This is a genomic window from Pseudorhodoferax sp. LjRoot39, from assembly GCF_964253035.1.
Lineage (GTDB): Bacteria > Pseudomonadota > Gammaproteobacteria > Burkholderiales > Burkholderiaceae_C > Pseudorhodoferax.
Genome location: NZ_CAXUQL020000001.1, coordinates 4,818,610 through 4,840,676, shown reverse-complemented (window position 1 = coordinate 4,840,676; position 22,067 = coordinate 4,818,610). Strand labels below are relative to the sequence as shown.

Annotated in this window: 22 protein-coding genes; 11 read left to right on the top strand and 11 right to left on the bottom strand. The window is 70.3% G+C overall.

All coding sequences use genetic code 11. From position 1 onward, the window contains the following. Window positions 1-18 precede the first annotated feature (18 nt). From ACSQ4M_RS22595 to ACSQ4M_RS22545, 11 genes are read left to right on the top strand one after another with little or no spacing between them, the layout of a single operon-like run. Window positions 19-915 (top strand): branched-chain amino acid ABC transporter permease, encoded by an 897-nt coding sequence (locus ACSQ4M_RS22595; RefSeq protein ID WP_436191656.1) that lies wholly within the window; start codon window positions 19-21, stop codon window positions 913-915. Then, window positions 912-1,856: a branched-chain amino acid ABC transporter permease gene (locus ACSQ4M_RS22590; protein ID WP_436191655.1), complete on the top strand. Its 945-nt coding sequence runs from the start codon at window positions 912-914 to the stop codon at window positions 1,854-1,856. The genes ACSQ4M_RS22595 and ACSQ4M_RS22590 overlap by 4 nt, the downstream gene beginning before the upstream one ends. Continuing rightward, a complete protein-coding gene (locus tag ACSQ4M_RS22585; protein ID WP_436191654.1) occupies window positions 1,853-2,644 on the top strand; it encodes an ABC transporter ATP-binding protein in 792 nt (263 codons plus the stop codon). The genes ACSQ4M_RS22590 and ACSQ4M_RS22585 overlap by 4 nt, the downstream gene beginning before the upstream one ends. After that, the gene (locus tag ACSQ4M_RS22580) at window positions 2,641-3,324 is read left to right on the top strand and encodes an ABC transporter ATP-binding protein (RefSeq protein ID WP_436191653.1); all 684 of its coding nucleotides are present in this window, start codon (window positions 2,641-2,643) and stop codon (window positions 3,322-3,324) included. The genes ACSQ4M_RS22585 and ACSQ4M_RS22580 overlap by 4 nt, the downstream gene beginning before the upstream one ends. Then, window positions 3,321-4,931 (top strand): GMC family oxidoreductase, encoded by a 1,611-nt coding sequence (locus ACSQ4M_RS22575; protein WP_436191652.1) that lies wholly within the window; start codon window positions 3,321-3,323, stop codon window positions 4,929-4,931. The genes ACSQ4M_RS22580 and ACSQ4M_RS22575 overlap by 4 nt, the downstream gene beginning before the upstream one ends. A 2-nt stretch (window positions 4,932-4,933) precedes the next feature. Then, on the top strand, window positions 4,934-6,430 hold the full coding sequence (locus ACSQ4M_RS22570; RefSeq protein WP_436191651.1) for an aldehyde dehydrogenase family protein: 1,497 nt from the start codon (window positions 4,934-4,936) through the stop codon (window positions 6,428-6,430). Window positions 6,431-6,459: 29 nt separating this feature from the next. After that, window positions 6,460-7,227 carry an SDR family NAD(P)-dependent oxidoreductase gene (locus tag ACSQ4M_RS22565; protein ID WP_436191650.1) on the top strand — a complete coding sequence of 256 codons (768 nt, stop codon included), beginning with the start codon at window positions 6,460-6,462 and terminating at the stop codon, window positions 7,225-7,227. Continuing rightward, window positions 7,224-8,537 carry a fumarylacetoacetase gene (gene fahA / locus ACSQ4M_RS22560; RefSeq protein WP_436191649.1) on the top strand — a complete coding sequence of 438 codons (1,314 nt, stop codon included), beginning with the start codon at window positions 7,224-7,226 and terminating at the stop codon, window positions 8,535-8,537. The genes ACSQ4M_RS22565 and fahA overlap by 4 nt, the downstream gene beginning before the upstream one ends. Window positions 8,538-8,553: 16 nt before the next feature. Continuing rightward, a complete protein-coding gene (locus tag ACSQ4M_RS22555) occupies window positions 8,554-8,877 on the top strand; it encodes an NIPSNAP family protein (protein ID WP_056177653.1) in 324 nt (107 codons plus the stop codon). A gap of 29 nt (window positions 8,878-8,906) precedes the next feature. After that, window positions 8,907-10,223, top strand: a complete 1,317-nt coding sequence (gene hmgA, locus ACSQ4M_RS22550; RefSeq protein WP_436191648.1) for a homogentisate 1,2-dioxygenase — start codon at window positions 8,907-8,909, stop codon at window positions 10,221-10,223. Between the two features lie 37 nt (window positions 10,224-10,260). Further along, the gene (locus tag ACSQ4M_RS22545) at window positions 10,261-11,238 is read left to right on the top strand and encodes a tripartite tricarboxylate transporter substrate binding protein (RefSeq protein WP_436191647.1); all 978 of its coding nucleotides are present in this window, start codon (window positions 10,261-10,263) and stop codon (window positions 11,236-11,238) included. Window positions 11,239-11,324: 86 nt separating this feature from the next. Here ACSQ4M_RS22545 and ACSQ4M_RS22540 read toward each other — a convergent pair whose 3' ends face one another. The 11 genes from ACSQ4M_RS22540 to ACSQ4M_RS22490 all read right to left on the bottom strand — a co-directional run bounded on the left by ACSQ4M_RS22540 (window position 11,325) and on the right by ACSQ4M_RS22490 (window position 22,065). Further along, window positions 11,325-12,389 (bottom strand): LysR family transcriptional regulator, encoded by a 1,065-nt coding sequence (locus ACSQ4M_RS22540; RefSeq protein ID WP_436191646.1) that lies wholly within the window; start codon window positions 12,387-12,389, stop codon window positions 11,325-11,327. Window positions 12,390-12,434: 45 nt separating this feature from the next. Further along, window positions 12,435-13,619, bottom strand: a complete 1,185-nt coding sequence (gene bktB / locus ACSQ4M_RS22535) for a beta-ketothiolase BktB (RefSeq protein WP_436191645.1) — start codon at window positions 13,617-13,619, stop codon at window positions 12,435-12,437. Between the two features lie 91 nt (window positions 13,620-13,710). Beyond that, window positions 13,711-14,322 carry a glutathione S-transferase N-terminal domain-containing protein gene (locus ACSQ4M_RS22530; RefSeq protein ID WP_436191644.1) on the bottom strand — a complete coding sequence of 204 codons (612 nt, stop codon included), beginning with the start codon at window positions 14,320-14,322 and terminating at the stop codon, window positions 13,711-13,713. A 4-nt stretch (window positions 14,323-14,326) separates the two neighbouring features. Then, the gene (locus ACSQ4M_RS22525) at window positions 14,327-15,055 is read right to left on the bottom strand and encodes an SDR family NAD(P)-dependent oxidoreductase (protein ID WP_436191643.1); all 729 of its coding nucleotides are present in this window, start codon (window positions 15,053-15,055) and stop codon (window positions 14,327-14,329) included. Window positions 15,056-15,070: 15 nt separating this feature from the next. Next, entirely contained in the window at window positions 15,071-16,045 is a 975-nt protein-coding gene (locus ACSQ4M_RS22520; protein ID WP_436191642.1) for a Bug family tripartite tricarboxylate transporter substrate binding protein, read from the bottom strand. Beyond that, window positions 16,045-16,614 (bottom strand): DUF2889 domain-containing protein, encoded by a 570-nt coding sequence (locus tag ACSQ4M_RS22515; protein ID WP_436191641.1) that lies wholly within the window; start codon window positions 16,612-16,614, stop codon window positions 16,045-16,047. The genes ACSQ4M_RS22520 and ACSQ4M_RS22515 overlap by 1 nt, the downstream gene beginning before the upstream one ends. Before the next feature lie 2 nt (window positions 16,615-16,616). Further along, window positions 16,617-17,408 (bottom strand): crotonase/enoyl-CoA hydratase family protein, encoded by a 792-nt coding sequence (locus ACSQ4M_RS22510; RefSeq protein ID WP_436191640.1) that lies wholly within the window; start codon window positions 17,406-17,408, stop codon window positions 16,617-16,619. An 8-nt stretch (window positions 17,409-17,416) separates the two neighbouring features. After that, window positions 17,417-18,418, bottom strand: a complete 1,002-nt coding sequence (locus ACSQ4M_RS22505; protein ID WP_436191639.1) for an NAD(P)-dependent alcohol dehydrogenase — start codon at window positions 18,416-18,418, stop codon at window positions 17,417-17,419. Window positions 18,419-18,465: 47 nt separating this feature from the next. Further along, window positions 18,466-19,431 (bottom strand): Bug family tripartite tricarboxylate transporter substrate binding protein, encoded by a 966-nt coding sequence (locus ACSQ4M_RS22500; RefSeq protein ID WP_436191638.1) that lies wholly within the window; start codon window positions 19,429-19,431, stop codon window positions 18,466-18,468. A gap of 47 nt (window positions 19,432-19,478) precedes the next feature. After that, window positions 19,479-20,894, bottom strand: a complete 1,416-nt coding sequence (locus ACSQ4M_RS22495) for an aldehyde dehydrogenase family protein (protein WP_436191637.1) — start codon at window positions 20,892-20,894, stop codon at window positions 19,479-19,481. Between the two features lie 4 nt (window positions 20,895-20,898). Then, window positions 20,899-22,065 (bottom strand): iron-containing alcohol dehydrogenase family protein, encoded by a 1,167-nt coding sequence (locus ACSQ4M_RS22490; RefSeq protein WP_436191636.1) that lies wholly within the window; start codon window positions 22,063-22,065, stop codon window positions 20,899-20,901. Window positions 22,066-22,067 lie beyond the last annotated feature (2 nt).

Below are 22,067 nucleotides of genomic sequence, written 5' to 3'. Positions count from 1 at the left end.
CGCAGTTCCGCACCACCCATGACGACCCTCGTCACCATCCTCATCGACGGGCTGATCTACGGCGCCTGGCTGTTCCTCGTGGCGGCCGGGTTGACGCTGGTCTTCGGCGTCATGAAGGTCCTCAATATTGCGCACGGCAACCTGTATGCCATCGGCGCCTATGTGGCGGCCAGCGCCATGGGCTACTGGTTCACGGACCGGCCGCCCTCGTTCGAGGCCTTCGCGATCCAGCTGGTCGCCGCCGTGGTCGCCGGCGTCGCCACCGGGCTGCTGCTGGAAAAAGGCGTGCTGCAGCGCCTGCGCGGGCGCGACGAGGTCTCGCTGGCGCTGGCCACCTATGCGCTGCTGCTGGTGCTGGACGACGTGATCCAGTTCGTCTGGGGCACCTCGGCCCAGTCGGCCAGCGCGCCCTATGGCCTTTTGGGCAGCTCCGAGATCAACGGCCTGCGCTTCAACAACTACGAGTTCGTGCTGCTGGCGGCCGCCATCGCGGTCGGCCTCTCGCTGTGGTGGCTGCTGCAGCGCACGCGCACCGGGCGCTGCCTCACGGCCATCATCCGCGACCCCGAGATGGCCGCTGCGATGGGCATCCATGTGGAGCGCCTGTACCTGGCCACCTTCGTGCTGGGCGCCGTGCTTGCGGCGCTGGGCGGCGCGCTGACGGCGCCCATGATCCAGGTCGCCCCCGGCCTGGGCGCCGAGGTGATCGTGGTGACCTTCGCGGTCATCGTGATCGGCGGCATGGGCAGCATCCCCGGCGCCGCCGTCGGCGCACTGGTGGTGGGCCTCGCACGCGCCACCACCATCCACCTGTTCCCCTTTGCCGAAGTGTTCATCGTCTATGCGGTGATGGCGCTGGTGCTGGCCATCCGGCCCGAGGGGCTGTTCCCGCAAGCCGCGTTGAGGAAGATATGAACACGCTCCGTCGATCCGACGCCGCGCTGCTGGTGTTCCTGGCTGTGCTGGCCCTGGGCGCCTTCGCCATGCCGAGCTGGCTGTTGAGCCTGACCGCCGTGGCGCTGGCCAAGGGCCTGGTCGCCCTCGGCCTCCTGCTGTTGCTGCGCGCCGGCCTGGTGCCCTTCGGCCATGCGCTGTACTACTGCCTGGGTGGCTACGCCGCGGGCCTGGGCACGGCCTGGCTGGGCATCAAGGACACGTTCCTGCTGCTCGCGCTGGCCACGCTGGTGTCGGCCTTTGTCGCCTTCGCTGCGGGCTTTCTGATGCGGCGCTACCGCGGCATCTTCTTCGCCATGCTGTCGATGGCGCTGTCGATGATCCTGTACGGCGTGCTGCTCAAATCGCAGAGCCTGGGTTCGACCGACGGCTTCTCCGTCGCCCGCGCCTCGTTCTTCGGCGCGCAGACGGCGGGCCTGGGCGCTATCCAGTCGGTCTACCTGCTGACGGCGGCTGTCACCCTGCTGGCGGCCTGGGGCGTGTCGCGCTACCTGGCCACGTCCATGGGCAACATCGGCCCGGCCATCCGCCAGAACGAGGTGCGCGTGGAGTACCTGGGCTACTCGCCGCGCCGGTTGATCCACACCGAGTACACGCTGTCGGGCGCCTTCGCGGGCGGCGCCGGCGCGCTGGTGGCGATCCTGGTCGGCCAGGTCGACCCGGGCATGGGCTTCTGGATGACCTCTGGCGAGTTCGTGTTCATCGCCATCCTGGCGGGTGCCGGCGGCATCTGGGGTTCGCTGGCCGCGGCCTTTGTGCTGGAAGCGGTGCACGCGCTGGCCTTCGAGTACGCGCCGCAGTACTGGAAGTTCGTGCTGGGCGGCACGCTGCTGCTGCTGATCGTGCGCTTCCCCAGCGGGCTGTCGAGCATCCTGAAGACCAACCGGAAGGCCGGCGCATGACGACGCCATTGCTGGAAACGCGCGACCTCACGGTGCGCTTCGGCGCTGTGGTCGCCGTCAACAAGGTCAGCGTGCGCATCGATGCCGGCGAAGTGGTCGGCCTTATCGGCACCAACGGCGCCGGCAAGACCACCTTCCTGAACATGGTGACGGGCTACCTGCGCCCCACCAGCGGCAGCATCCTGCTCCAGGGCCGCAGCACGGTGGGCCGCACGCCGCGCCAGCTGGTGGCGCACGGCATGGCGCGCTCGTTCCAGGTGCCGCAGCTGTTCCCCGACATGACGGTGCGCGAGCACATCCTGTTCGCGCTGGCACTGGCCCAGGGTAGTGCCGCCGGCCTGCTGCGGCCCTTGCATGCGCCGGCCAGCGACACCGAGGCCACGGCGGTGCTGCAGCGCTTCGGCCTGCTGGACATCGCCGAGCGCACGGTGAGCCTGGTGCCGCAGGGCCAGCGCAAGCTGATCGACATCGCGATGGCCTTGGCGCTCAAGCCGCGGCTGCTGCTGCTCGACGAGCCCACCAGCGGTGTCTCGTCGGCCGAGAAGATGCCGCTCATGGAGGTGGTGTTCGACGCCATTCGCGCCGGCGGCGTGACCGTACTGTTCGTCGAACACGACATGGACGTGGTGCGCCGCTATGTCACGCGCATCCTCGCGTTCCGCGACGGCGTGATGATCGCCGACGGCACGCCCGAGCAGGTCATGCAGGACGCCGTGGTCGCCACCGCCGTGCTGCGTGGCAAACCAAACCACGCGGCACCGGTCCGCAGCCAGGCAGGTGCCGCATGATCGAAACCCGCCAACTCAGCGTGGCCGTCGGCCCCGTCTCCATCCTCGAACAGGTGGACCTGCAAGCCACGCCCGGCGCAGTGATCGGTGTCGTCGGCCACAACGGTGCTGGCAAGACCACGCTGATGCGCACCCTGGTCGGCGCGCTGCCGGCCTCGTCGGGGCAGGTGCTGCTGGACGGCACCGACGTCACCGCCTGGCCGACACGCCAGCGCGTGCAGCTAGGCATCGGCTACATGCCCGAGGACCGGCGGCTCGTGCCCGAGTTGACGGTGCGCGCCAACATCGAGCTGCCGCTGGAGGTGGCGCGCCTGGCGCCAGCCGAGCGCGCGCGCCGCATCGACGGCGTGCTGCAGATGATCCCCGAGCTGGTGCCGCTGGTGCAGCGCCGCGGCAACCAGCTCTCCGGCGGGCAGCAGAAGCTGGCTGCGCTGGCCCGCGCCATTTGCCAGGGACAGCGCCTGCTGCTGCTGGACGAGCCCTTCGAAGGCGTGGCGCCGGCCCTGGTCGAGCGCCTGGCCACCGTGCTGCGCGCGCTGCGCCGGCAGGGCCCGACCATCGTCGTCACCGACTCCGAGGGTGCCAACCTGCAAGGCCTGTGCGACGTGCGCTTCGCCATCGAACGTGGCCGTGTCTGCCCCGACCACCTTGTCCACCACACCGAAGAGACTCTCCCGTGAACACCTCGCAAGACTATGACTACATCGTGGTGGGCGGCGGCTCCGCTGGCTGCGTGCTGGCGAACCGGCTGTCCGCCGACCCGGCCCACCGCGTGCTGCTGATCGAGGCCGGCCCGCACGACAACAGCATCTTCATTCGCATGCCGGCCGGCTTCAGCCGCGTGTTCGGTACCCAGCGCATGTGGGACTACCAGTCGGAGCCGCAGCGCGGCCTGGGCGGCCGCAAGCCCCATGTGCCGCAGGGCCGCACGCTGGGCGGCAGCGGCTCCATGAACGGCATGATCTACATCCGCGGCGACCGGCAGGACTACGACGGCTGGCGCGACGCCGGCTGCGAAGGCTGGGGCTACGACGACGTGCTGCCCTGGTTCCGCAAGTCCGAGGGCAACGCACGGCTGTCCGACACCTTCCACGGCGCGCAAGGGCCGCTCAGGGTCATGGACACGCCCTACCGCCACCCGCTCAACGCGGCCTTCGTGCGCTCCGCGCAGGAGGTGGGGCTGCCGTTCAACCACGACTTCAACGGCGCCTCGCAACTTGGCGCCGGCTTCTACCAGATCACCGCGGCCGAGGGCGAGCGCGGCAACACCTCGCGCTTCTACCTGCGTCCGGCCAAGTCGCGGCAGAACCTGGAGGTGCGCACCGACCTGACCGCCGCCCGCGTGATGTTCGAAGGCACGCGCGCCGCCGGCATCGAATGCGTGGAAAGCACGGGCGCGCACGCCACGGTGCGCTTCGGCGCGCGGCGCGAGGTAGTGCTGTGCGCAGGCGGCCTGGGCAGCGCCAAGCTGCTGCTGCAATCCGGCGTGGGGCCCGGCGCGCAGGCGCAGGCGCTGGGCATCCCGGTGGTGCGCGACCTGCCCGGCGTCGGCCGCAATTACCAGGACCACCTGGAGGTGCCCGTCTATGGCAAGACGCGCGAGCCGATCAGCCTGTTCGGCCAGGACAAGGGCCTGTCGGCGCTGCGCCATGGCGCGCAGTGGGTGCTGTTCAAGAGCGGGCTGATGACGTCCAACGTCGTCGAGTCCGGCGGCTTCTTCGACCTGGACGGCGATGGCCGCGCCGACGTGCAGTTCCACGTGCTGCCGGTGCTGGTCGGCGACGTGGACCGCGAGCCGCCCATGGTGCACGGCATCACGCTGAACCCCTGCCAGCTGGCGCCCAAGTCGCGTGGCGAACTGCGCCTGCGCAGCAAGGACCCGCTGGACCTGCCCTGGCTGGACGCCGGTGCGCTGGCCGACGAAGACGACGTGCGCGTGCTGCGCGAAGGCGTGCGCCTGGCGCGCCGCATCCTGCGCGCGCCCTCGCTGGCGGCGCTGGTCAGCGAGGAAATCGAGCCCGTCCCCGAACTGGCGGGCGACGACGACGCCACCATCGACGCGCGCGTGCGCCACTTCGTCAAGACCGTCTACCACCCCGGCGGCACCTGCAAGATGGGCGTCGACCGCGAGGCCGTGGTCGACCCGCAGCTGCGCGTGCACGGCCTGCATGGCCTGCGCGTGGCCGATGTCTCGGTCATGCCCGCCATCCCGCGCGGCAACACCAACGCCGGCACCATCATGGTGGCCGAGCGGGCCGCCCACTTCATCCAATCGCAAGGAGCATGACCATGCTGGTGAACGATCTGGGCCGGCTCACGCCGGCCACCCGCGCGGCCCTGGAGCAGCCGGCCCGCGTCTTTATCGGCGGCGAGTGGGTGCCGGTGGCAGGCAGCCTGGCGGTCATCGACCCGAGCAGCACCGCGGAGGTCGCGCGCATCGCGGCCGGCGGCGCAGCCGAGATCGACGCGGCTGTGCGCGCCGCCCGCAGCTCCTTCGAAAGCGGTCCATGGCCCCGTCTGCACGGCGCCCAGCGCGAAGCCCTGCTGCGCCGGCTGGCCGAACTGATCGAGCGCGACCGCCAGCTGCTGGCCGAACTGGAGGTGGTCGACGTCGGCATGCCGATCTGGATGGCGCGCGACCTGAACGTGGGCGGCGCCATCGACACGCTGCGCTACATGGCGGGCCTGGCGGGGCGCGCCACCGGCCGGACGGTGCAGGTCGGCGTGCCGATCCCGGACTCGGCCTTCTTCGGCTACACGCAGCGCGAGCCACTGGGCGTGGTCGGCGCCATCATTCCGTGGAACGTGCCGCTCATGATGTCCATCTGGAAGCTGGCGCCCACGCTGGCGGCCGGCTGCACCATCGTGCTCAAGCCGTCCGAAGAAGCCTCGCTGAGCGTGCTGCACCTGGCCGGCCTGATCCAGGAGGCCGGCTTTCCGCCCGGCGTGGTCAACGTGGTGACGGGTGTGGGCAGCGCTGCCGGCGCGGCGCTGGCCGCGCACCCGGGGCTGGACAAGATCACCTTCACGGGCTCTACCGCCACCGGCACGCAGGTGGCGCTGGCGGCCGCGCGCAACGTGACCAAGGCCACGCTGGAGCTGGGCGGCAAGTCGCCGCAGATCCTGTTCGCCGATGCCGATCTGGACCAGGCCATCCCCGGCATCGCCGGCAGCATCTTCCTGAACTCAGGCCAGGTCTGCGTGGCCGGTTCGCGGCTGTACGTGGACAAGCGCATCCACGACGAGACGGTCGACCGGCTCGCGCGGCATGCCGACGGCATGCGCCTGGGCGCGGGCCTGTCGCCCGACACGCAGCTCGGCCCGCTCGTCAACGCGCGCCAGCAGCGCCATGTGCTGCAGCACCTGGACGCCGCCCAGCGCGCCGGCGCCGAGCTGCTGACCGCCGCGCCGCGCATCGACGCGCCGGGCTACTACGTGCGCCCCAGCGTGGTGGCCGTGGCCGACCAGGAAGCCGCCATTGTGCGCGAGGAACTGTTCGGGCCGGTGATCACCGTGACGCCGTTCGACGACGTGGACCACGCTGTGGCCATGGCCAACGACACGCCCTACGGCCTGTCGGCCTGCCTGTGGACGCGCAGTCTGCAGACCATGCACGCCGTGGTACCGCGCATCCGCTCGGGCAAGGTGGCGGTCAACACCGAACCCATGCCCTGGCCCGGCCTGCCAGAAGGTGGCCGCCGCGCCTCGGGCTACGGGCGCGACCTCGGCGAGGAATCGTTCGAGTCCTTCCTCGAGACCAAGTCCGTGCTGGTGCGCTACGCCTGACACCGCCTTCCACCGCAAAGCTCTCCAACATGAACTCCACACTTCTCAACGCTGCACAGCCGCTGGCCGGCAAACTGGCCGTTATCACCGGCGGCAGCAGCGGCATCGGCGCGGCCTGCGTGCGGCTACTGGCCGCCTCGGGCGCGCGCGTCGTCATCGGCTTCAACCAGGGCGCGGAACGGGCAGAGGCGCTGCGCGCCGAGCTGCCCGGCAGCGGCCACCGCGCGCTGCACATCCCGCTGACCGACGGCCAGGCGCACCAGGCGCTGGCCGAAACGCTGCGGGGGGAGCACGGCGCCGTCGACGTGCTCGTGAACTCGGCCGGCTTCACGCAGCGCATCGCCCACGCGGACATCGACACACTGACGCCTGCGCTGTTTGACGAGATCCTGCGTGCCAACGCGGGCGGGCCGTTCTCCATCATCCGCGCGCTGCTGCCGCTGCTGCGCGCCTCGGGCCAGGCCACGGTGGTCAGCGTGTCCTCGGTCTCGGCCTTCACCGCGCTAGGCAGCAACATTGCCTACTGCGCGGCCAAGGCGGCGCTGGACACCATGTCGGTCGCGCTGGCGCGCGCCTTCGGCCCGCAGGTGCGTTTCCTGAGCGTGTCGCCAGCGGCCGTGGACACGGACTTCGTCGCCGGCCGCAACCGCGCCGAGCTGGAGATGAAGGCTGCGGCCACGCCGCTGGGCCGCGTCGTCACGCCCGAGGACGTGGCGCTGTCGGTGCTGGCCTGCGTGACGCATCTGCGCACGGCCACCGGCACGCGCGTGGTCATCGATGGGGGGCACAGCCTGTGAGCCACCGTTTGAACGCCACGCACGATCCGTCGCTGCAGAGCTGGGTGCCCTCGGCCCAGGCGCAGGAGACCGACTTCCCGATCCAGAACCTGCCGTTCGCGGTGTTCCGGCCTGCCGGTGGCGAAGCGCGCTGCGGAGTCGGCATCGGCAACCGCGTCCTCGACGTGGGCGCCTGCGCCGACCTGCTCGAGGGGCCGGCCGCGCAGGCGGCGCTGGCGTGCCGCGCGCCACGGCTCAACGAACTCATGGCCCTGGGGCCGGCGGCGGCATCTGCCCTGCGCGCCGGTCTGTCGCGCCTGCTGTCTGCTGGACAAGCAGAGCACCGCGACCGGCTCGGTGCGGCGCTGCACGCCATCGACAGCGTGGAGCTCGTGATGCCCGTGCGGGTGGGCGGCTTCACCGACTTCTTCGCCTCCATCCACCACGCGAGCAACGCGGGCCGGCTGTTCCGCCCCGACATGCCGCTGCTGCCCAACTACAAGCACGTGCCCATCGCCTACAACGGCCGCGCCAACAGCGTGCGCGTGAGCGGCGAACCGGTGCAGCGCCCGCATGGCCAACTGAAGGGCCCGCAGGACGCAGTGCCACGCTTCGCGCCCGCGCAGCGGCTGGACTACGAGGTGGAGCTGGGCATCTACGTCGGCGCGCCTTCCGCGCAGTCCCGGCCCATCGCGGTGGGCGACGCCTGGGACCACGTGTTCGGCGTCACGCTGCTCAACGACTGGTCGGCCCGCGACATCCAGGCCTGGGAGTACCAGCCACTGGGCCCGTTCCTGGCCAAGAGCTTCGCCACCACGGTGTCGCCCTGGGTCGTGACCGCCGAGGCGCTGGCGCCGTTCCGCACCGCGGTGGCGCCGCGCGCCGAGGACGACCCGGCGCCGCTGCCCTACCTGCACGATGCAGTGGACCAGCGCCACGGCGGCGTGCGCATCGCGCTGGACGCGCACCTGCGCTCGGCGCAGATGGCTGCCAACGGACAACCGCCGCTGCGGCTGTCGCGCTCGAACGCCGACCTGCTGTACTGGAGCATCGCGCAGATGCTGGCGCACCACACCAGCAACGGCAGCTGGCTCGACACCGGCGACCTGCTTGGCTCGGGCACGGTCTCCGGCGCCACGCTCGAGGCGCTCGGCAGCCTGCTGGAGATCACGGCCGGCGGCACACGTGCGCTGACGCTACCGGGCGGCGAGCAGCGGCTGTTCCTGGCCGATGGCGACGAGCTGACATTGACGGGCCGCTGCGAAGCCCGAGGCCACGTCGCGATCGGCTTCGGTGCGTGCCGCGGCACGCTGCTGCCCGCCACCGCTTGATCCCAGGAGACAGCACGTGATCGTCGAGCAAAGAACCTACACCTGCCACCCCGGCCAGTGGCGCGCCTACCTGGCGCTGTACGAGGCCGAGGGCCTGGCCATCCAGAAGAAGATCCTGGGCCGCATGGTCGGCTACTACCGCAGCGAGACCGGGCCGCTGAGCCAGATCGTGCACCTGTGGGCCTACGAGGACATGAACGAGCGTACCGCGCGGCGCCACGCCCTCATGGCCGATCCGGGCTTCAAGGCCTATGTGGCCAAGATGCTGCCGCTGCTGCAGAGCCAGGAGTCGCGCATCCTGGTGCCGGCGGAATTTTTCACGCCGCAATGGCAGGACTGACGCAGGTAGAAGAATTGAAGGAGATGAAGATGGAGTCGACGTCCAAGCCGTCCGCGGTCGCTTACCAGAGCGGCTTCGGCAACCAGTTCACGAGCGAGGCCCGACCCGGCGCCTTGCCCATCGGCCGCAACTCGCCGCAGCAGGCGCCGCTGGGCCTGTACGCCGAGCTACTGTCGGGCGCGGCCTTCACCGCGCCGCGCGAGCAGAACCGGCGCACCTGGCTGTACCGCATCCAGCCCAGCGCGATGCACGAGGCCTTCGCACGCATCGACGACCGCCAGTGGCGCAGCGCGCCCTTCAACGAGGTGGAAACGCCCGCCAACCGGCTGCGCTGGGACCCCTGGCCGATGCCAGTGGAGCCCACCGACTTCGTGGACGGCATGGTGACCATCGCCGGCAATGGCGACGTGCACGGCCAGACCGGCTGCGCCACCCATGTCTACCGCGCCAACCGCTCGATGGACAGGCGCTACTTCATGGACTCCGACGGCGAGCTGCTGATCCTGCCGCAGTCGGGCGCGCTGCTGCTGCACACCGAGCTGGGCTTGCTGGAACTGGCCCCCGGCGAAGTGGCGCTGGTACCGCGCGGCATGCGCTTTCGGGTGGAGCTGCGCGGGCTTGAGGCGCGTGGCTATGTCTGCGAGAACTACGGCGCGCCGTTCCGCCTGCCCGAGTTGGGGCCGATCGGCTCCAATGGCCTGGCCAATGCGCGCGACTTCCTGGCGCCGGTGGCCGCGTTCGAGGTCGACACCGGCCCGGTGCGCGTGGTCAACAAGTTCATGGGCCATCTGTGGGAAGGCGGCCAGCCGCATTCGCCACTCGACGTGGTGGCCTGGCACGGCAACCTCGTGCCCTACAAGTACGACCTGGCACGCTTCATGGCCATCGGCACCATCAGCTTCGACCACCCGGACCCGTCGATCTACACCGTGCTGACCTCGGGCACGGACACGCCCGGCGTGGCCAACTGCGACTTCGTGATCTTCCCGCCGCGCTGGCTGGTGGCCGAGGACACCTTCCGCCCGCCCTGGTTCCACCGCAACGTGATGAGCGAACTCATGGGCCTGGTGCGCGGCGTGTACGACGCCAAGGCCGAGGGCTTCGTGCCCGGCGGCATCAGCCTGCACAACTGCATGCTGCCGCACGGGCCCGACGCGGCGACCTTCGACAAGGCCAGCGCGGCCACGTTGGCACCGCATCGCATCGAGGACACGCTGGCCTTCATGTTCGAGAGCCGGCATGTGTTCCGGCCCACGGCGCAGGCGCTGCATGCCGGCCACCTGCAGGTGGACTACGACGCGGTGTGGTCGGGCTTTTCCAAGCAGTTCACCCCGGCTGGTCGCTGACTCCACGGCCCCGCGTTCCATGACCAAGGAGACAAAGATGGCGCCACTGCGTCGAGACATGTTGCTGGGCGGCGCCGCCGCCCTGGCGGCGCTGTGGGCCGGACCGGCCCTGGCCCAATCGCCCTACCCCTCACAGCCCATCCAGCTCATCCACGGCTTCGGCGCCGGCGGCAATGCAGACGTGGTGGCCCGCCTCGTCGCGCAGAAGCTGGCCAGCGCGCTGGGCCAGCCTGTAGTGGTCGAGATCAAGAGCGGCGCCGGCGGCACCATCGCCAGCGGCTACGTGGCCAAGGCCAGGCCCGACGGCCACACGCTGGTGCTGCTGACCGGCGCGCACACCGTGTCGGCCGCCATCGCCAAAAACCTGCCATACGACCCCGTCAAGGATTTCGCGTTCGTCTCGACCGTGTCGTCTTTCCCGTTCGTGGTCGCGGTCCGGGCCGAGCACCCGGCGCGCACGCTGGCCGATCTGCTGGACATCGCGCGCAAGGAGCCCGGCAAGGTGACGTTCACCTCGGTGGGCATCGGCTCGACCCAGCACATGGTCGGCGAGCTGTTGGCCTCGACCGCCGCCGTGCGGCTACTGCACATTCCCTACCGCGGTGGCGGCGCACCGGTGCAGGCCGTGATCGGCGGCGATGTGGACGTGCTGGCGGACACGCTGACGGTGGCCGCGCCGCACATCAAGTCGGGCCGCCTGCGTGCGCTGGGCGTGACCAGTGCGCAGCCCTGGCCGGGCGCGCCCGGCGTGCCGACCGTGGCGGCCACACTGCCCGGCTTCGAGGTGCGCTCCTGGCTCGGCCTGGCCGCGCCCGCGGGCACCCCTGAGTCCGTGATGCAGCGGCTGAACGCGGAGACACGCAAGGCCCTGGCCGATTCCGAGTTCCAAAAGGCGCTGGCGGGCCTGGGAAGCGAGGCCGCGCCCCGCAGTCCGGGCGAGACCATGGCGATGGTGCAGGGTGACATCCTGCGTTGGCGTGAGGTCGCGACGAAAGCAGGCATTTCGGCACCGTAGCTGTACTGCCGAAGCAACACACTCTCCGCGCGGCGCCACGGCGCTGACCCAACGCTTCGAACTTGCCGCGCTGGCTACGTTGTTAACTACCGCCGCGCCAGCGGCGCCATCTTCTTCATGTCCGGCCAAGCCTCAGCCGCCGCATCCACGAACGCCCGGATCAAAGGATCGTTCCCCCGACTCGCCACGTGCGCAATGAACTGCGGGTACTCGGCACGCGCCAGGGGCGAGAGCGCAACCAGTCCATCGCTCTCCCCTTGCAAGGCGTACTCCTCGCGCATCAGCAGCATGCCCACGCCCGACTCCACCAGCGCGCGGCCCAGCGCAGAGTTGTCGAAGCGCACGACGCTGTTGAGCTCCAGGCCCTTGTCGGCGAACAGCTTCTCCAGCATGAAGGCGTAGGCCAGGTTGGTGTCGCTGGGCGTGATCCATGGCAGGTCGGCGAGCTCTTCCCAGTCGGCGGCTTCGATCTTTTCCTTCCAGGCCACCGGCCCGGCGATGCGAAAGTTCACGGTCGCCATCTGGTAGTAGGTGAAGCCAACGTCCACCGCGCGCCCCAGCAGCATGCCGATGTCGATTTCGCCGGTCTTCAGTGCCTGACGCGTGCCGGCAGACGCGCGGGCCCGCAGATCGATCTCGATCAGCGGGTGCCGGTTGCGCAATTCAGCGATCACAGGGCCGATGCGGCTGGAGGTGGGGTCGCTGCTGGCGCCGACGATCAGGCTGCCTTCGATCTTCCCGCGGATGTCACGCGCGAACGAGCTGAACTCGGCCGCACCGTTCAGCAGTTCCTTGGCCTGGCGCATCAGCATCTGGCCGGCGCGTGTCAGCTCCAGGCTGCGGTTGGTCCGCACGAACAGCTGGAGATCCAGGCTCTCTTCGATCGCGCGGACATGCGCGCTGGCAGCCGACTGGCTCACGTGCAGTCGCTCAGCTGCACGCGTGAGGTGCTGCTCTTCCGCCACTGCGACAAAAGTGCGCAGCTGGACGAGATCGATCATCATGGTTCGCGAGGCCTTGCAGGAGTTATTCAGGCCTGCGATTGTCAGACCAAGGCGCCAGCCCGCAGAAGAGGGCTTGCCCCAGGGGCGGGATGTGGCCGACAGGGCGCGCGCGGCCGTCCGGACCGGCCCCAGGCGTGCAGCGCCCACCGGTCCGTCGCGCCGCGCTGAAGCCACGAGCCCGCCCCGTGCGCGCTACACGCGCTCGAACACGGCCGCAATGCCCTGGCCGCCGCCGATGCACATCGTCACCAGCGCATAGCGCCCACCCGTGCGCTGCAGCTCGTGGATCGCCTTGACCGTGATCACCGCGCCGGTGGCGCCGATCGGGTGGCCCAGCGAGATGCCAGAGCCGTTCGGGTTGACCTTGGCGGGATCCAGGCCCAGGTCGCGCGTGACCGCGCAGGCCTGGGCGGCGAAGGCTTCGTTGGCCTCGACCACGTCCAGGTCCGAGACCTTCAGGCCCAGCCTCTCGAGCAGCTTCCTGCTGGCCGGCACCGGGCCGATGCCCATGTACCTGGGGTCGACACCGGCATGGGCATAGCCGACCAGGCGCGCCATGGGCGCCAGCCCGCGCGCCTTGGCCGCGGACGCCTCCATCAGCACGACGGCGGCGGCCGCGTCGTTGAGGCCCGAGGCATTTCCGGCCGTGACGGTGCCGTTCTCCTTCTGGAACACGGGTTTGAGCCTGCCGAGGTCCTCCGGGGTGGCGTCGGCGCGGAAATGCTCGTCGGTGTCGAACACCACGTCTCCCTTGCGGCCCTTGGAAACCACAGGGACGATCTGCTCCTTGAACCAGCCGGCTGCGCTCGCCGCCGCCGCACGGCGGTGGCTCTCGGCCGCAAGCCCATCCTGGTCGGCGCGTGTGATGCCCCATTTGGCGGCAATGTTCTCGGCCGTCACGCCCATGTGGATGGCGTGGAACGGGTCGTGCAACGCACCCAGCATCATGTCCACCAGCTTGGTGTCGCCCATGCGGGCGCCCCAGCGCGCGTTGAGCGACGCGTAGGGGGCGCGGCTCATGCTCTCGGCGCCGGCGCCGATGGCAATGTCCGTGTCCCCGAGCAGGATGGCCTGGCTGGCGGAGACGATGGCCTGCAGCCCTGAGCCGCACAGGCGGTTGACGTTGAAAGCAGGCGTCTCTTCGCTGCAACCGCCTTCGAGTGCGGCGACACGCGAGAGGTACATGTCGCGCGGCTCGGTGTTGACCACGTGGCCGAACACCACGTGGCCCACGTCCTTGCCTTCGACCGTGGCGCGTGCCAGCGCCTCGCGCACGACCAGTGCACCCAGCTGCGTCGGCGGCACGTCCTTCAGGCTGCCCCCGAAGGTACCGATGGCGGTGCGCACCCCGCTGACGACGACAACTTCACGACCCATGTTCTTTCTCCTGGAAACGATGTGGTGGCCGGCACGGAGCCGCTTGCCCCTGCCGGAATGGAGGGCACCCGCCCTGCCCTGCCAGCGCCCCTCAGGGCTCGGGCGGGCGCGTGCGCGCGAATGCCGGCTCGTGGTCGGCGAAGGTGTCGAGCCAGCGCACCAGGCCAGCGTGCGTGGGCCGCCACACCACCGGCTGGCGCCGGTCGAGAAAGCCCAGCGCGCAGGCCAGGCCGATCGACACCGCGTCCGTCTGCAGCGGATCGGGCGGCGCAGCCTCGAAGACGGCCAGCGCGCGCCGGATCTTGCCGCGCTGGTGCTCCAGCCAGTCGTCCGAGCGCCGCGTCGCGTCGTGGTAGCGCTCCTCGTAGATGACCAGCGCGCCAGCGTCGACGATGCCGTCCGCCAATCGGGTCTGCGTGAGCCGGGCGATGCGTTGTTCCCCCGCCACCGGCAGCAGCCGGTCGGTGCCCGCCACCCACTGCAGGAATTCGAGGATCACGCTGCTGTCGTAGACGGCCGTGCCGTCCTCGCGCACCAGGCAGGGGTACTTGCCCAGGGGGTTCTGTTCCCGCAGGGTGGCGTCTGCGGCGTCTGTCGTGGCCAGCGTCACGCGGTCGGCCAGGCCGAGCACGTCGACGGCCATGCGCACCTTGCGCACGAAGGGCGAGGTCGGCGACGAGCGCAGGATGAAGTGTTCGGCCATGGCGTCAGTGGAAGGAGCGGCCGCCGTCCACGGCCAGCGCCGCGCCGGTGACGTAGGACGACTCGGAGCTGGTCAGGAACAGGATGGCGCGCGCGATCTCCTCGGGCTGGGCCAGCCGCTTGAGCGCGTAGTTGCCCACGTTGGCGCGCACGCCGTCGGCCATGGGCGTGTCCACCAGGCCGGGGCAGACCGTGTTGGCGCGGATCGCCGGCGCCAGCTCGGCCGCCAGCGCGCGCGTCAGGTTCAGCACGCCGCCCTTGGAGGCCGAGTAGGCCGTGCGGTCCGGCGCGTTCGGCAGCAAGGCCTGACCCGAACCCAGGTTGACGATGGTCGCCTCCCTGGCCTTCTGCAGCCAGGGAAGGCAGCAGCGCACGACGGTGTAGCCGCCGGTGAGATTGATTTCCAGCACCCGGCGCCATTCGGCCACGCCGACCTCCAGCACCGAGCCACGCAGCATCACGCCGGCCGCGTTGACCACGCCGTCGATGCCGCCCATCGCCGCCGCGCCGCGCGCCACCGCCTCGACGACGGAGGCCTCGTCGGTCACATCGGCCTCGCAGGCCTGCGCGCCGGTCTGCTCGGCGATCTCGCGCAGGGCCTGCGCATCGCGGTCCAGCAGGGCCAGCGCCGCGCCTTCGGCGGCGAACAACAGAGCCGTGGCGCGGCCGATGCCGGATGCCGCGCCCGTGATCAGGATGCGGCGGCCTTGCAGGCGCTGTCCAGGGGTGTGCATGCGTACTCCTTGCTCTTACTTCTTGGGGATGCCAGCCAGTTCCACCAGCCGGCCCCAGTGCCTGATCTCCGACGCCACGAAGCCGCGCAGCTCGGTCGGCGTCATCGGCATGGTGGCCATGGCCATCTTCTGCACCGCGGCCTGGGTCTCCGGCCGCGCCAGGCTCTTGGCCACCTCGCTGCTGAGGCGCTCGACGATGGCGGCGTCGGTGCCGGCCGGCGCGAACAGCGCCGCCCAGGTCACCACCTGCACCGCCGGGTAGCCGGCCTCGGGCATGGTCGGCACATGGGGCAGCAGCGGGTGGCGCACGTTGTCGGTCACGGCCAGCACCTTGAGCTGGCCGCTCTGCACGAAGCCCATCGACGAATACGGGTCGACCAGCAGCGCGTCGATCTGCCCGCCGACCAGGTCGGTCAGGGCCTGCGGCGTGCCACGGTACGGCACCGGCGTGATCTGCACGCCGGCGGCCGAGGCCAGCAGCGCCGCCGCGATCTGGCTGGAGGTGTTGCCGCTGCCGAAGCTCAGCGGCTTGCTGGCCGAACGGGCTTTGGCCACGCGCACGAAGCCGGCCACGTCGGACGCGCCGAAGTCCGGACGCACCAGAAGCGTCAGCGGGATGCGGATCAGGCCCGCCACCGGCTCGAAGTCCTTCTCGGGATCGAACGGCAGGCTGGCATAGAGCGTCTTGTTCACGGCGTGCGCCGAGTTCGTGCTCATGAACAGCGTGTAGCCGTCGTTCGGCGCCCGCCTGGCGTTCATGGCCGCGATGTTGCCGTCGGCACCGGCCTGGTTCTCGATCACGATGGGCTGGCCCAGGCCCTTGCGCAGGTCTTCCGCGATGACGCGCGCCGTGCCGTCGGTGGCGCTGCCGGCGGGAAATGGCAGGATCAGCTTGATCGGCCGCTGGGGGTAGGTCTGGGCCCAACCGGGGGTCGCGCCCAGGCCCATGCAGGCTGCGGCGGTCAGCAGCCTTCGTCTCGCAAACTCCATCACGTGTCTCCTTGGCTCTCGGCCTTCTTGTAGAACTGGGGCCACAGCACGCGCACCAGTTCGCGCGTCGCGCCATAGGCATAGCAGCTGTCGATCTTGGTGGGCCGGCCGTTGGCGTCGACACGCTCGGCCCGGCCGCGGTTCACCTGGCTCAGCGACTGGAACGCCGTTGTCGCCATCGGGATCAGGATCTCCATCAGGTGGGTGCAGGCGCGCTCGCCACCGAGCCGCGTGCGCACCTCCTTGCTCCAGCCACTCGTCATGCGCAGGCCGACCAGCGTCTGCAGCGCCGCACCGCCGGCGGGGCACTCGTCGTAGGGCGCAGCCTCGGTGAAGGTCGATACGGCGTGGATGGCCAGATCGCGGTCGTACACCAGGCGCACGCCCATGTCGTGCACGGGCGTGCCGGCCGGAAAGCGCTTGTCGCCATGCCAGGGCGCGAAGTCGTACGGCTTGCGGTCGGTCACCCGGCCTTCCAGCTCGAACAGGCCGTCGCTGCGCCGCCACGCCCGCATGTCGACGCGGCGAAAGTGCAGCTCCTCCTCGCGGGTGGCGTCCGGGTCGAGCATGCTCAGCTGAACTGGGGCGCGCGCTTCTCGAGGAAGGCGTTGACCGCCTCGCTGTGGTCCGGCGTCTTGTGGCACACCGCCTGGTAGACGGCCGAGAGCTCCAGCACCTCGCCCAGGCGCGCGTGGATGGCCTCGCGCAGCAGGCGCTTGGTCAATCGGATGCCGTGGGCGGCGTTCACGGCGATGCGGTCGGCCATGGCGCGCGCGGCGGGCAGCAGTTCCTCGTGCGGCACCACGCGCGACACCAGGTTCCATTCCAGCGCCTGCCTGGCATCGATGGTGTCGCCGGTCAGCGCCATCTCGGCCGCGCGCGACATACCGATGGTGCGCGGCAGCAGCCAGGCGCCGCCATCGCCCGGGATGATGCCCAGCTTGATGAAGCTCTCGGCGAACTTGGCCTTCTCCGACGCGATGCGGATGTCGCACATGCAGGCCAGGTCCAGCCCGGCGCCGATGGCATGGCCGTTGATGGCGGCGACCACCGGCACTTCCAGGTTGAACAGCGACAGCGCCAGCCGCTGGATGCCGCGCCGATAGTCCTGGCGGATGTCCATCTCGCTGACCTCGGACGAGGCCTGGCGCTTCATCTCGTGGATGTTGCCGCCGGCGCAGAACGAGGGGCCGTTGGCCGCCAGGATCACGCAGCGCACGCTGCGGTCGTCGTGGATGCGCTCGATGGCGGCCAGGAACTCGGGAATGGCGGTGTTGCCGGTCAGCGGGTTGCGCTGCTCGGGCTGGTTCATCGTCAGCGTGACGACAGCGCCGTCTTGTTCGTAGAGCAGGAAGTCGGACATCAGTGGTCTCAGAGTGTTGCGTTGTCGATCACGAAGCGGAAGCGCACGTCGCCCGCGGTCAGGCGCCGGTAGGCGGCGTCGATGTCGTCGGCGGAGATCACCTCGACCTCGGCCGAGATGCCGTGCTCGGCACAGAAATCCAGCATCTGCTGCGTCTCGGCGATGCCGCCGCTGCGGGTGCCGGCGATAGAACGCCGGTTGTTCAGCAGCACCGCAGCCGGGATGCTGAGCGGCACGCCCGGCACGGCCAGGTTGACGTAGACGCCGTCCAGCGCCAGCAGGCCCAGGTACTTGTCCAGATCGGCGTGGATGGGCACGGTGGAGACCACGATGTCGAAGCTGCTGTCGAGCTGCGCGAAGGTCTCGGCATCGCTGCTGAGCCGGTAGTCGTCGGCGCCCAGGCGCAGCGCGTCCTCGCGCTTGGCCAGCGTCAGGTCCAGCACCGTGGTGTGGGAGCCCAGCGCATGGCTCATCTGCACGCCGACGTGGCCTAGACCGCCGAAGCCCAGGATGGCCACGCGCTTGCCGGGTGCTGCGCCCCAGTGGCGCAGCGGCGAGTACATGGTGATGCCGGCGCACAGCAGCGGCGCCGCGTTGGGCAGCGCGATGGCGTCCGGGATGCGGACCACGAAGGCCTCGTCCACCACCACCTGCTCGCTGTAGCCGCCGTAGGTGGGCAGGCCGTCGCTGCGGTGCCGGTCGATGCTGCCGTAGGCCAGCGTGCGGCCGCCGCTGCAATATTGCTCCAGCCCGGAACGGCAGTTGGCGCAGCGCCTGCAGGCGTCGACCATGTTGCCCACGCCCACCCGGTCGCCCACGCGGTGGCGCGTGACCTCCGCGCCCACGGCCAGCACGGTGCCGGCGATCTCGTGGCCCGGCACCAGCGGGTAGATGGTCTTGCCGCGCGTGCTGTGCGCGTGCTCCACGTCGGAATGGCAGATGCCGGCGTAGGCGATGGCGATCAGCACGTCGCGCGGGCCCGGATCGCGGCGCTCGATCGTCGTGGGCACGAACGGCTGGTTCGGCCCACAGGTGCAGCGGGCTTTGACCCGGTTCATCACTCGGGCTGGATCTTCGCGTCGCGTGCGAGCTTGATCCAGCGTGTGGCTTCGGAGTCGATGAAGGCCTTCAGCCCGTCCGGACCCATGACCATCGGGATGGTGCCGTGGGCGGCGTACTTGCCGATCAGGTCGGGCGTCTTCTGCGCCTTGGCCACCGCATCGCTGATGAGCGTGACCATCTCGCGCGGCAGGCCCGCCGGGCCGACCAGCGCGTTCCAGGACGGGAAGTCGAAGCCCGGCAGCGTCTCGGAGATGGCCGGCCATTCGGGCGTCGTCGGGTTGCGCTTGAGCGAGGTGACGGCCAGTGCGCGCAGCTGCCCGGCCTTGACCTGCGCTTGGGCGTTGCCAGGGTCGGTCAGCGTGGCGAACAGCACGCCGCCGATCACGTCGGTGATGGTGGCGGGGCTGCCCTTGTACGGCACACCCAGCAGCTTGATGCCGGCCATCTGGCCCATGGTGGCGATCTGCGTCTGCACCGCCGTGGTCGAGAAGCCCACGCTGACCTGTTCGGGACGCGCCTTGGCGTAGGCGATGAACTCGCCGAAGGTCTTGACCGGCGAGTCGGCCTTGACCATCAGCACATGGTTCGTCAAGCTCACGCCAGCGATCGGCGTGAGGTCCTTGCGCGGGTCGTAGCCCATGTTCCTGACGAAGGCCAGGTTGGCGGCCAGCGGCGAATTGGAGGCGCACAGGATGGTGGCGCCATCGGGGGCCGAGCGCACCACGTCCAGGGTGCCGATGCTGCCATTGCCGCCGGCCTTGTTGTCGATGAAGTAGTTCTGCCCGTTGATGGTGCCGACGATCTGCATCAGCACGCGCGTGGCGTAGTCGTTGGAGCTTCCCGCTGGCAGCGGCACGACCACGCGCACCGCGCCACGGCCCTTGGCCTGGGCCCAGGCCTGGCCGGCTGGCAACGCCAGCCCCAGGCCCAAGGCCTTCATGAGTTCTCTTCTGTCCATCATCTCTCTGTCTCCGAATCTGCTTGTGCTCGATTGCCTGTCCGCACGGTTCAGCCGAGCACGGACTTGTATTCCATGAATTCCTCGATGCCGAAGCGGCCCCATTCGCGGCCCACGCCGGACAGCTTGAAGCCGCCATGGGTGCCGCGCTTGTCCAGCTCGGCGCCGTTGATGCGCACGCGCCCCACGCGCAGACGCGTGGCGACGGCACGGGCGCGGTCGGGATTGGCCGACCACACACCTCCGGCCAGGCCGTAGACCGAGTCGTTGGCGATGCGGATCGCGTCCTCCTCGTCGTCGAACGGGATCAGCACGACCACCGGGCCGAAGATCTCCTCGCGCGCGATGCTGCTCTTGTTGTCGCCCGAAAAGATGGTCGGGCGCACGTACCAGCCCTTGCTCAGGCCCTCGGGCGGCTCGGCGCCGCCGGTCAGCATGCGCACGCCCTCCTCCTGCGCGCCACGGATGTAGTTGCGCACGCGGTCGCGGGCGGCCGCGGTGGACACCGGCCCCAGCGTCGTGGCTGCGTCCAGCGGGTCGCCCAGCACGTAGCTCTGCGCCTTGCGCACCGCCAGTTGCTCGGCCTCCGCCAGCCGCTCGCGCGGCACCAGCATGCGCGTGAGGCCGCCGCAGACCTGGCCGGTGTTGCGCAGCGCGTCCTCGATGCCGCCGGAGACGGCCCGCGCGAAGTCGGCATCGGCCAGGATGATGTTGGGCGACTTGCCGCCCAGCTCCAGGTGCACGCGCTTGACCGACTCCGACGCCACCTCCATGACGCGGCGGCCCGAGCGCACCGAGCCCGTGATCGACACCATGTCGACCAGCGGATGGGCCGCGATGGGCTCGCCGACCTCGGGGCCGGTGCCGCAGACCAGGTTGAACACGCCGGCCGGCAGGCCCGCTTCGGCGCACAGTTCGGCGAACAGGAAGGCCGTGAGCGGCGCCACCTCGGAGGGCTTGAGCACCACGGTGCAGCCCGCCGCGATGGCCGCGCCGGCCTTGGAAATGACCGAGCGCAGCGGCGCGTTCCAGGCGGTGATGGCACCGACCACGCCCGACGGTTCGCGCCGCACCTGGGTCGTGCCGACCTGGTGCACCCACTCGATCTGGTCGAGCGACTCGGCGATGATGTCCAGCTCTTCGACCGCGCCCGCCACCTGCGACTTGCGCAGCGCGGTGATCGGGTAGCCCAGCTCGCCGACCAGGGTGCGCGCGATCTCCTCGGACCGCGCCTCGGTCAGCCGCGCCAAGCGGCGGAACAGGGCGACGCGCGTGGCGGTGCTGCTGCGCGACCAGTCGGGGAAGGCTCGCACGGCGGCCTGCACGGCCCGCTCGACATCCTCCGCGGTGCCGCGCGGCACGGTGGCGATGACCTGCTCGGTGGCGGGGTTCACCACGTTCAGCACCTCGGTGCCGGACGACGGCACCCAGGCACCGTCGATGTAGATCTGATGGCGTTCGATCATGGTCTCACCAAGCCTCTTCAAGAATCTGTTGCAGTTCGGCGGCCTCGCGCACCGGGCGCGGGTTGCCCTTCAGGAACCAGTCGCCCATGGCCAGCGCTGCCGTCTCGGCCAGCGACTCGCGCGGCACCTTGACGTCGCGCAGGCGGCGCGGCACGCCCAGTTCGTCGAACAGGGACTTGACCGTCTCGACGACGCGCTGTTCGGGCGCCTGGGCGGTCGTGCGTTGCAGATCGAGCGCGGCGGCCACCTGGGCCATGCCGGCGCTGGCCGCCTGGGCGTTGAAGCGCAGCACGTGCGGCAGCACGATGGCGTTGACCGTGCCGTTCTCGATCTCGTGGCGCGCGCCGACGGCATGGCCCAGCACCGTGGTGATGCCGGCGGCCGTGTGGTCCGTGCCTTGGCCGCACAGGATGGCGGCGAGCACCAGCTGGCCGCGCGCGGCCGCATCGTCCTCGCGCGCCGCCTGCGGCAGGTACTGGCCCAGCAGCCGCAGCGTGTGCATCAGCGCGCCATGGGCGAGCGCGTCCGGCGAGCGCGAGGTCAGCCCTTCAATGGCCATCGACAAGGTGTTGATGCTGGCGCTGGCGACCAGGCCGCGCGGGGCCGACAGGATCATTTCCGGGTCGATGAAGACCGACTGCGCGCGCGTCTTCGGGTCGAACATCGCCAGGCGCTGCCCGCTCGCCGGATCGAACACCGCGCTGCCGGCCTTGACGGTGGCCGTGGTCGGCGTGGTCGGCACGATGAACTGCGGCAGCTTGGGCGCGGACAACTTGGGGCTGCGCAGGCTGCCATCGGCCTGGGTCACGGTGCACAGCTCGCTGACCGGCTTGTTCTCTGCCGCCAGGATGCTGGCGGCCCGCGCCGTCACGATGGCCGAGCCACCGCCCACGGCGACGACGGCATCGGCCTCCACGCGGCGCAGCAGCTCGGCCGCGTCTTCGACCGAGGACACCGGGCTGTGGCCCAGCACGTCGGAATAGACGCCGGCGCAGCGCGCACCCAGTGCCGTGCGGATGCGTTCGAACAGCGGGCCCTTGGCCAGCCAGTCGCCGCAGACGACGACGGCGCGCTGGCTCTTGATGCGGTCGAGCTCTCGGCCCAGCTGCACCAGGCTGTCGGGGCCGTGGTACAGGCGCAGTGGTGGTGTGATGTGTTGAAAGTTCTGCATGG

Bases quoted from the DNA above. Each gene is read 5' to 3' on its own strand.
- ACSQ4M_RS22595 (WP_436191656.1), top strand. From the start codon at position 19: ATGACGACCCTCGTCACCATCCTCATCGACGGGCTGATCTACGGCGCC.
- ACSQ4M_RS22590 (WP_436191655.1), top strand. From the start codon at position 912: ATGAACACGCTCCGTCGATCCGACGCCGCGCTGCTGGTGTTCCTGGCT.
- ACSQ4M_RS22585 (WP_436191654.1), top strand. From the start codon at position 1,853: ATGACGACGCCATTGCTGGAAACGCGCGACCTCACGGTGCGCTTCGGC.
- ACSQ4M_RS22580 (WP_436191653.1), top strand. From the start codon at position 2,641: ATGATCGAAACCCGCCAACTCAGCGTGGCCGTCGGCCCCGTCTCCATC.
- ACSQ4M_RS22570 (WP_436191651.1), top strand. From the start codon at position 4,934: ATGCTGGTGAACGATCTGGGCCGGCTCACGCCGGCCACCCGCGCGGCC.
- ACSQ4M_RS22565 (WP_436191650.1), top strand. From the start codon at position 6,460: ATGAACTCCACACTTCTCAACGCTGCACAGCCGCTGGCCGGCAAACTG.
- hmgA (WP_436191648.1), top strand. From the start codon at position 8,907: ATGGAGTCGACGTCCAAGCCGTCCGCGGTCGCTTACCAGAGCGGCTTC.
- ACSQ4M_RS22545 (WP_436191647.1), top strand. From the start codon at position 10,261: ATGGCGCCACTGCGTCGAGACATGTTGCTGGGCGGCGCCGCCGCCCTG.
- bktB (WP_436191645.1), bottom strand. From the start codon at position 13,619: ATGGGTCGTGAAGTTGTCGTCGTCAGCGGGGTGCGCACCGCCATCGGT.
- ACSQ4M_RS22530 (WP_436191644.1), bottom strand. From the start codon at position 14,322: ATGGCCGAACACTTCATCCTGCGCTCGTCGCCGACCTCGCCCTTCGTG.
- ACSQ4M_RS22525 (WP_436191643.1), bottom strand. From the start codon at position 15,055: ATGCACACCCCTGGACAGCGCCTGCAAGGCCGCCGCATCCTGATCACG.
- ACSQ4M_RS22520 (WP_436191642.1), bottom strand. From the start codon at position 16,045: ATGGAGTTTGCGAGACGAAGGCTGCTGACCGCCGCAGCCTGCATGGGC.
- ACSQ4M_RS22515 (WP_436191641.1), bottom strand. From the start codon at position 16,614: ATGCTCGACCCGGACGCCACCCGCGAGGAGGAGCTGCACTTTCGCCGC.
- ACSQ4M_RS22510 (WP_436191640.1), bottom strand. From the start codon at position 17,408: ATGTCCGACTTCCTGCTCTACGAACAAGACGGCGCTGTCGTCACGCTG.
- ACSQ4M_RS22500 (WP_436191638.1), bottom strand. From the start codon at position 19,431: ATGATGGACAGAAGAGAACTCATGAAGGCCTTGGGCCTGGGGCTGGCG.
- ACSQ4M_RS22495 (WP_436191637.1), bottom strand. From the start codon at position 20,894: ATGATCGAACGCCATCAGATCTACATCGACGGTGCCTGGGTGCCGTCG.
- ACSQ4M_RS22490 (WP_436191636.1), bottom strand. From the start codon at position 22,065: ATGCAGAACTTTCAACACATCACACCACCACTGCGCCTGTACCACGGC.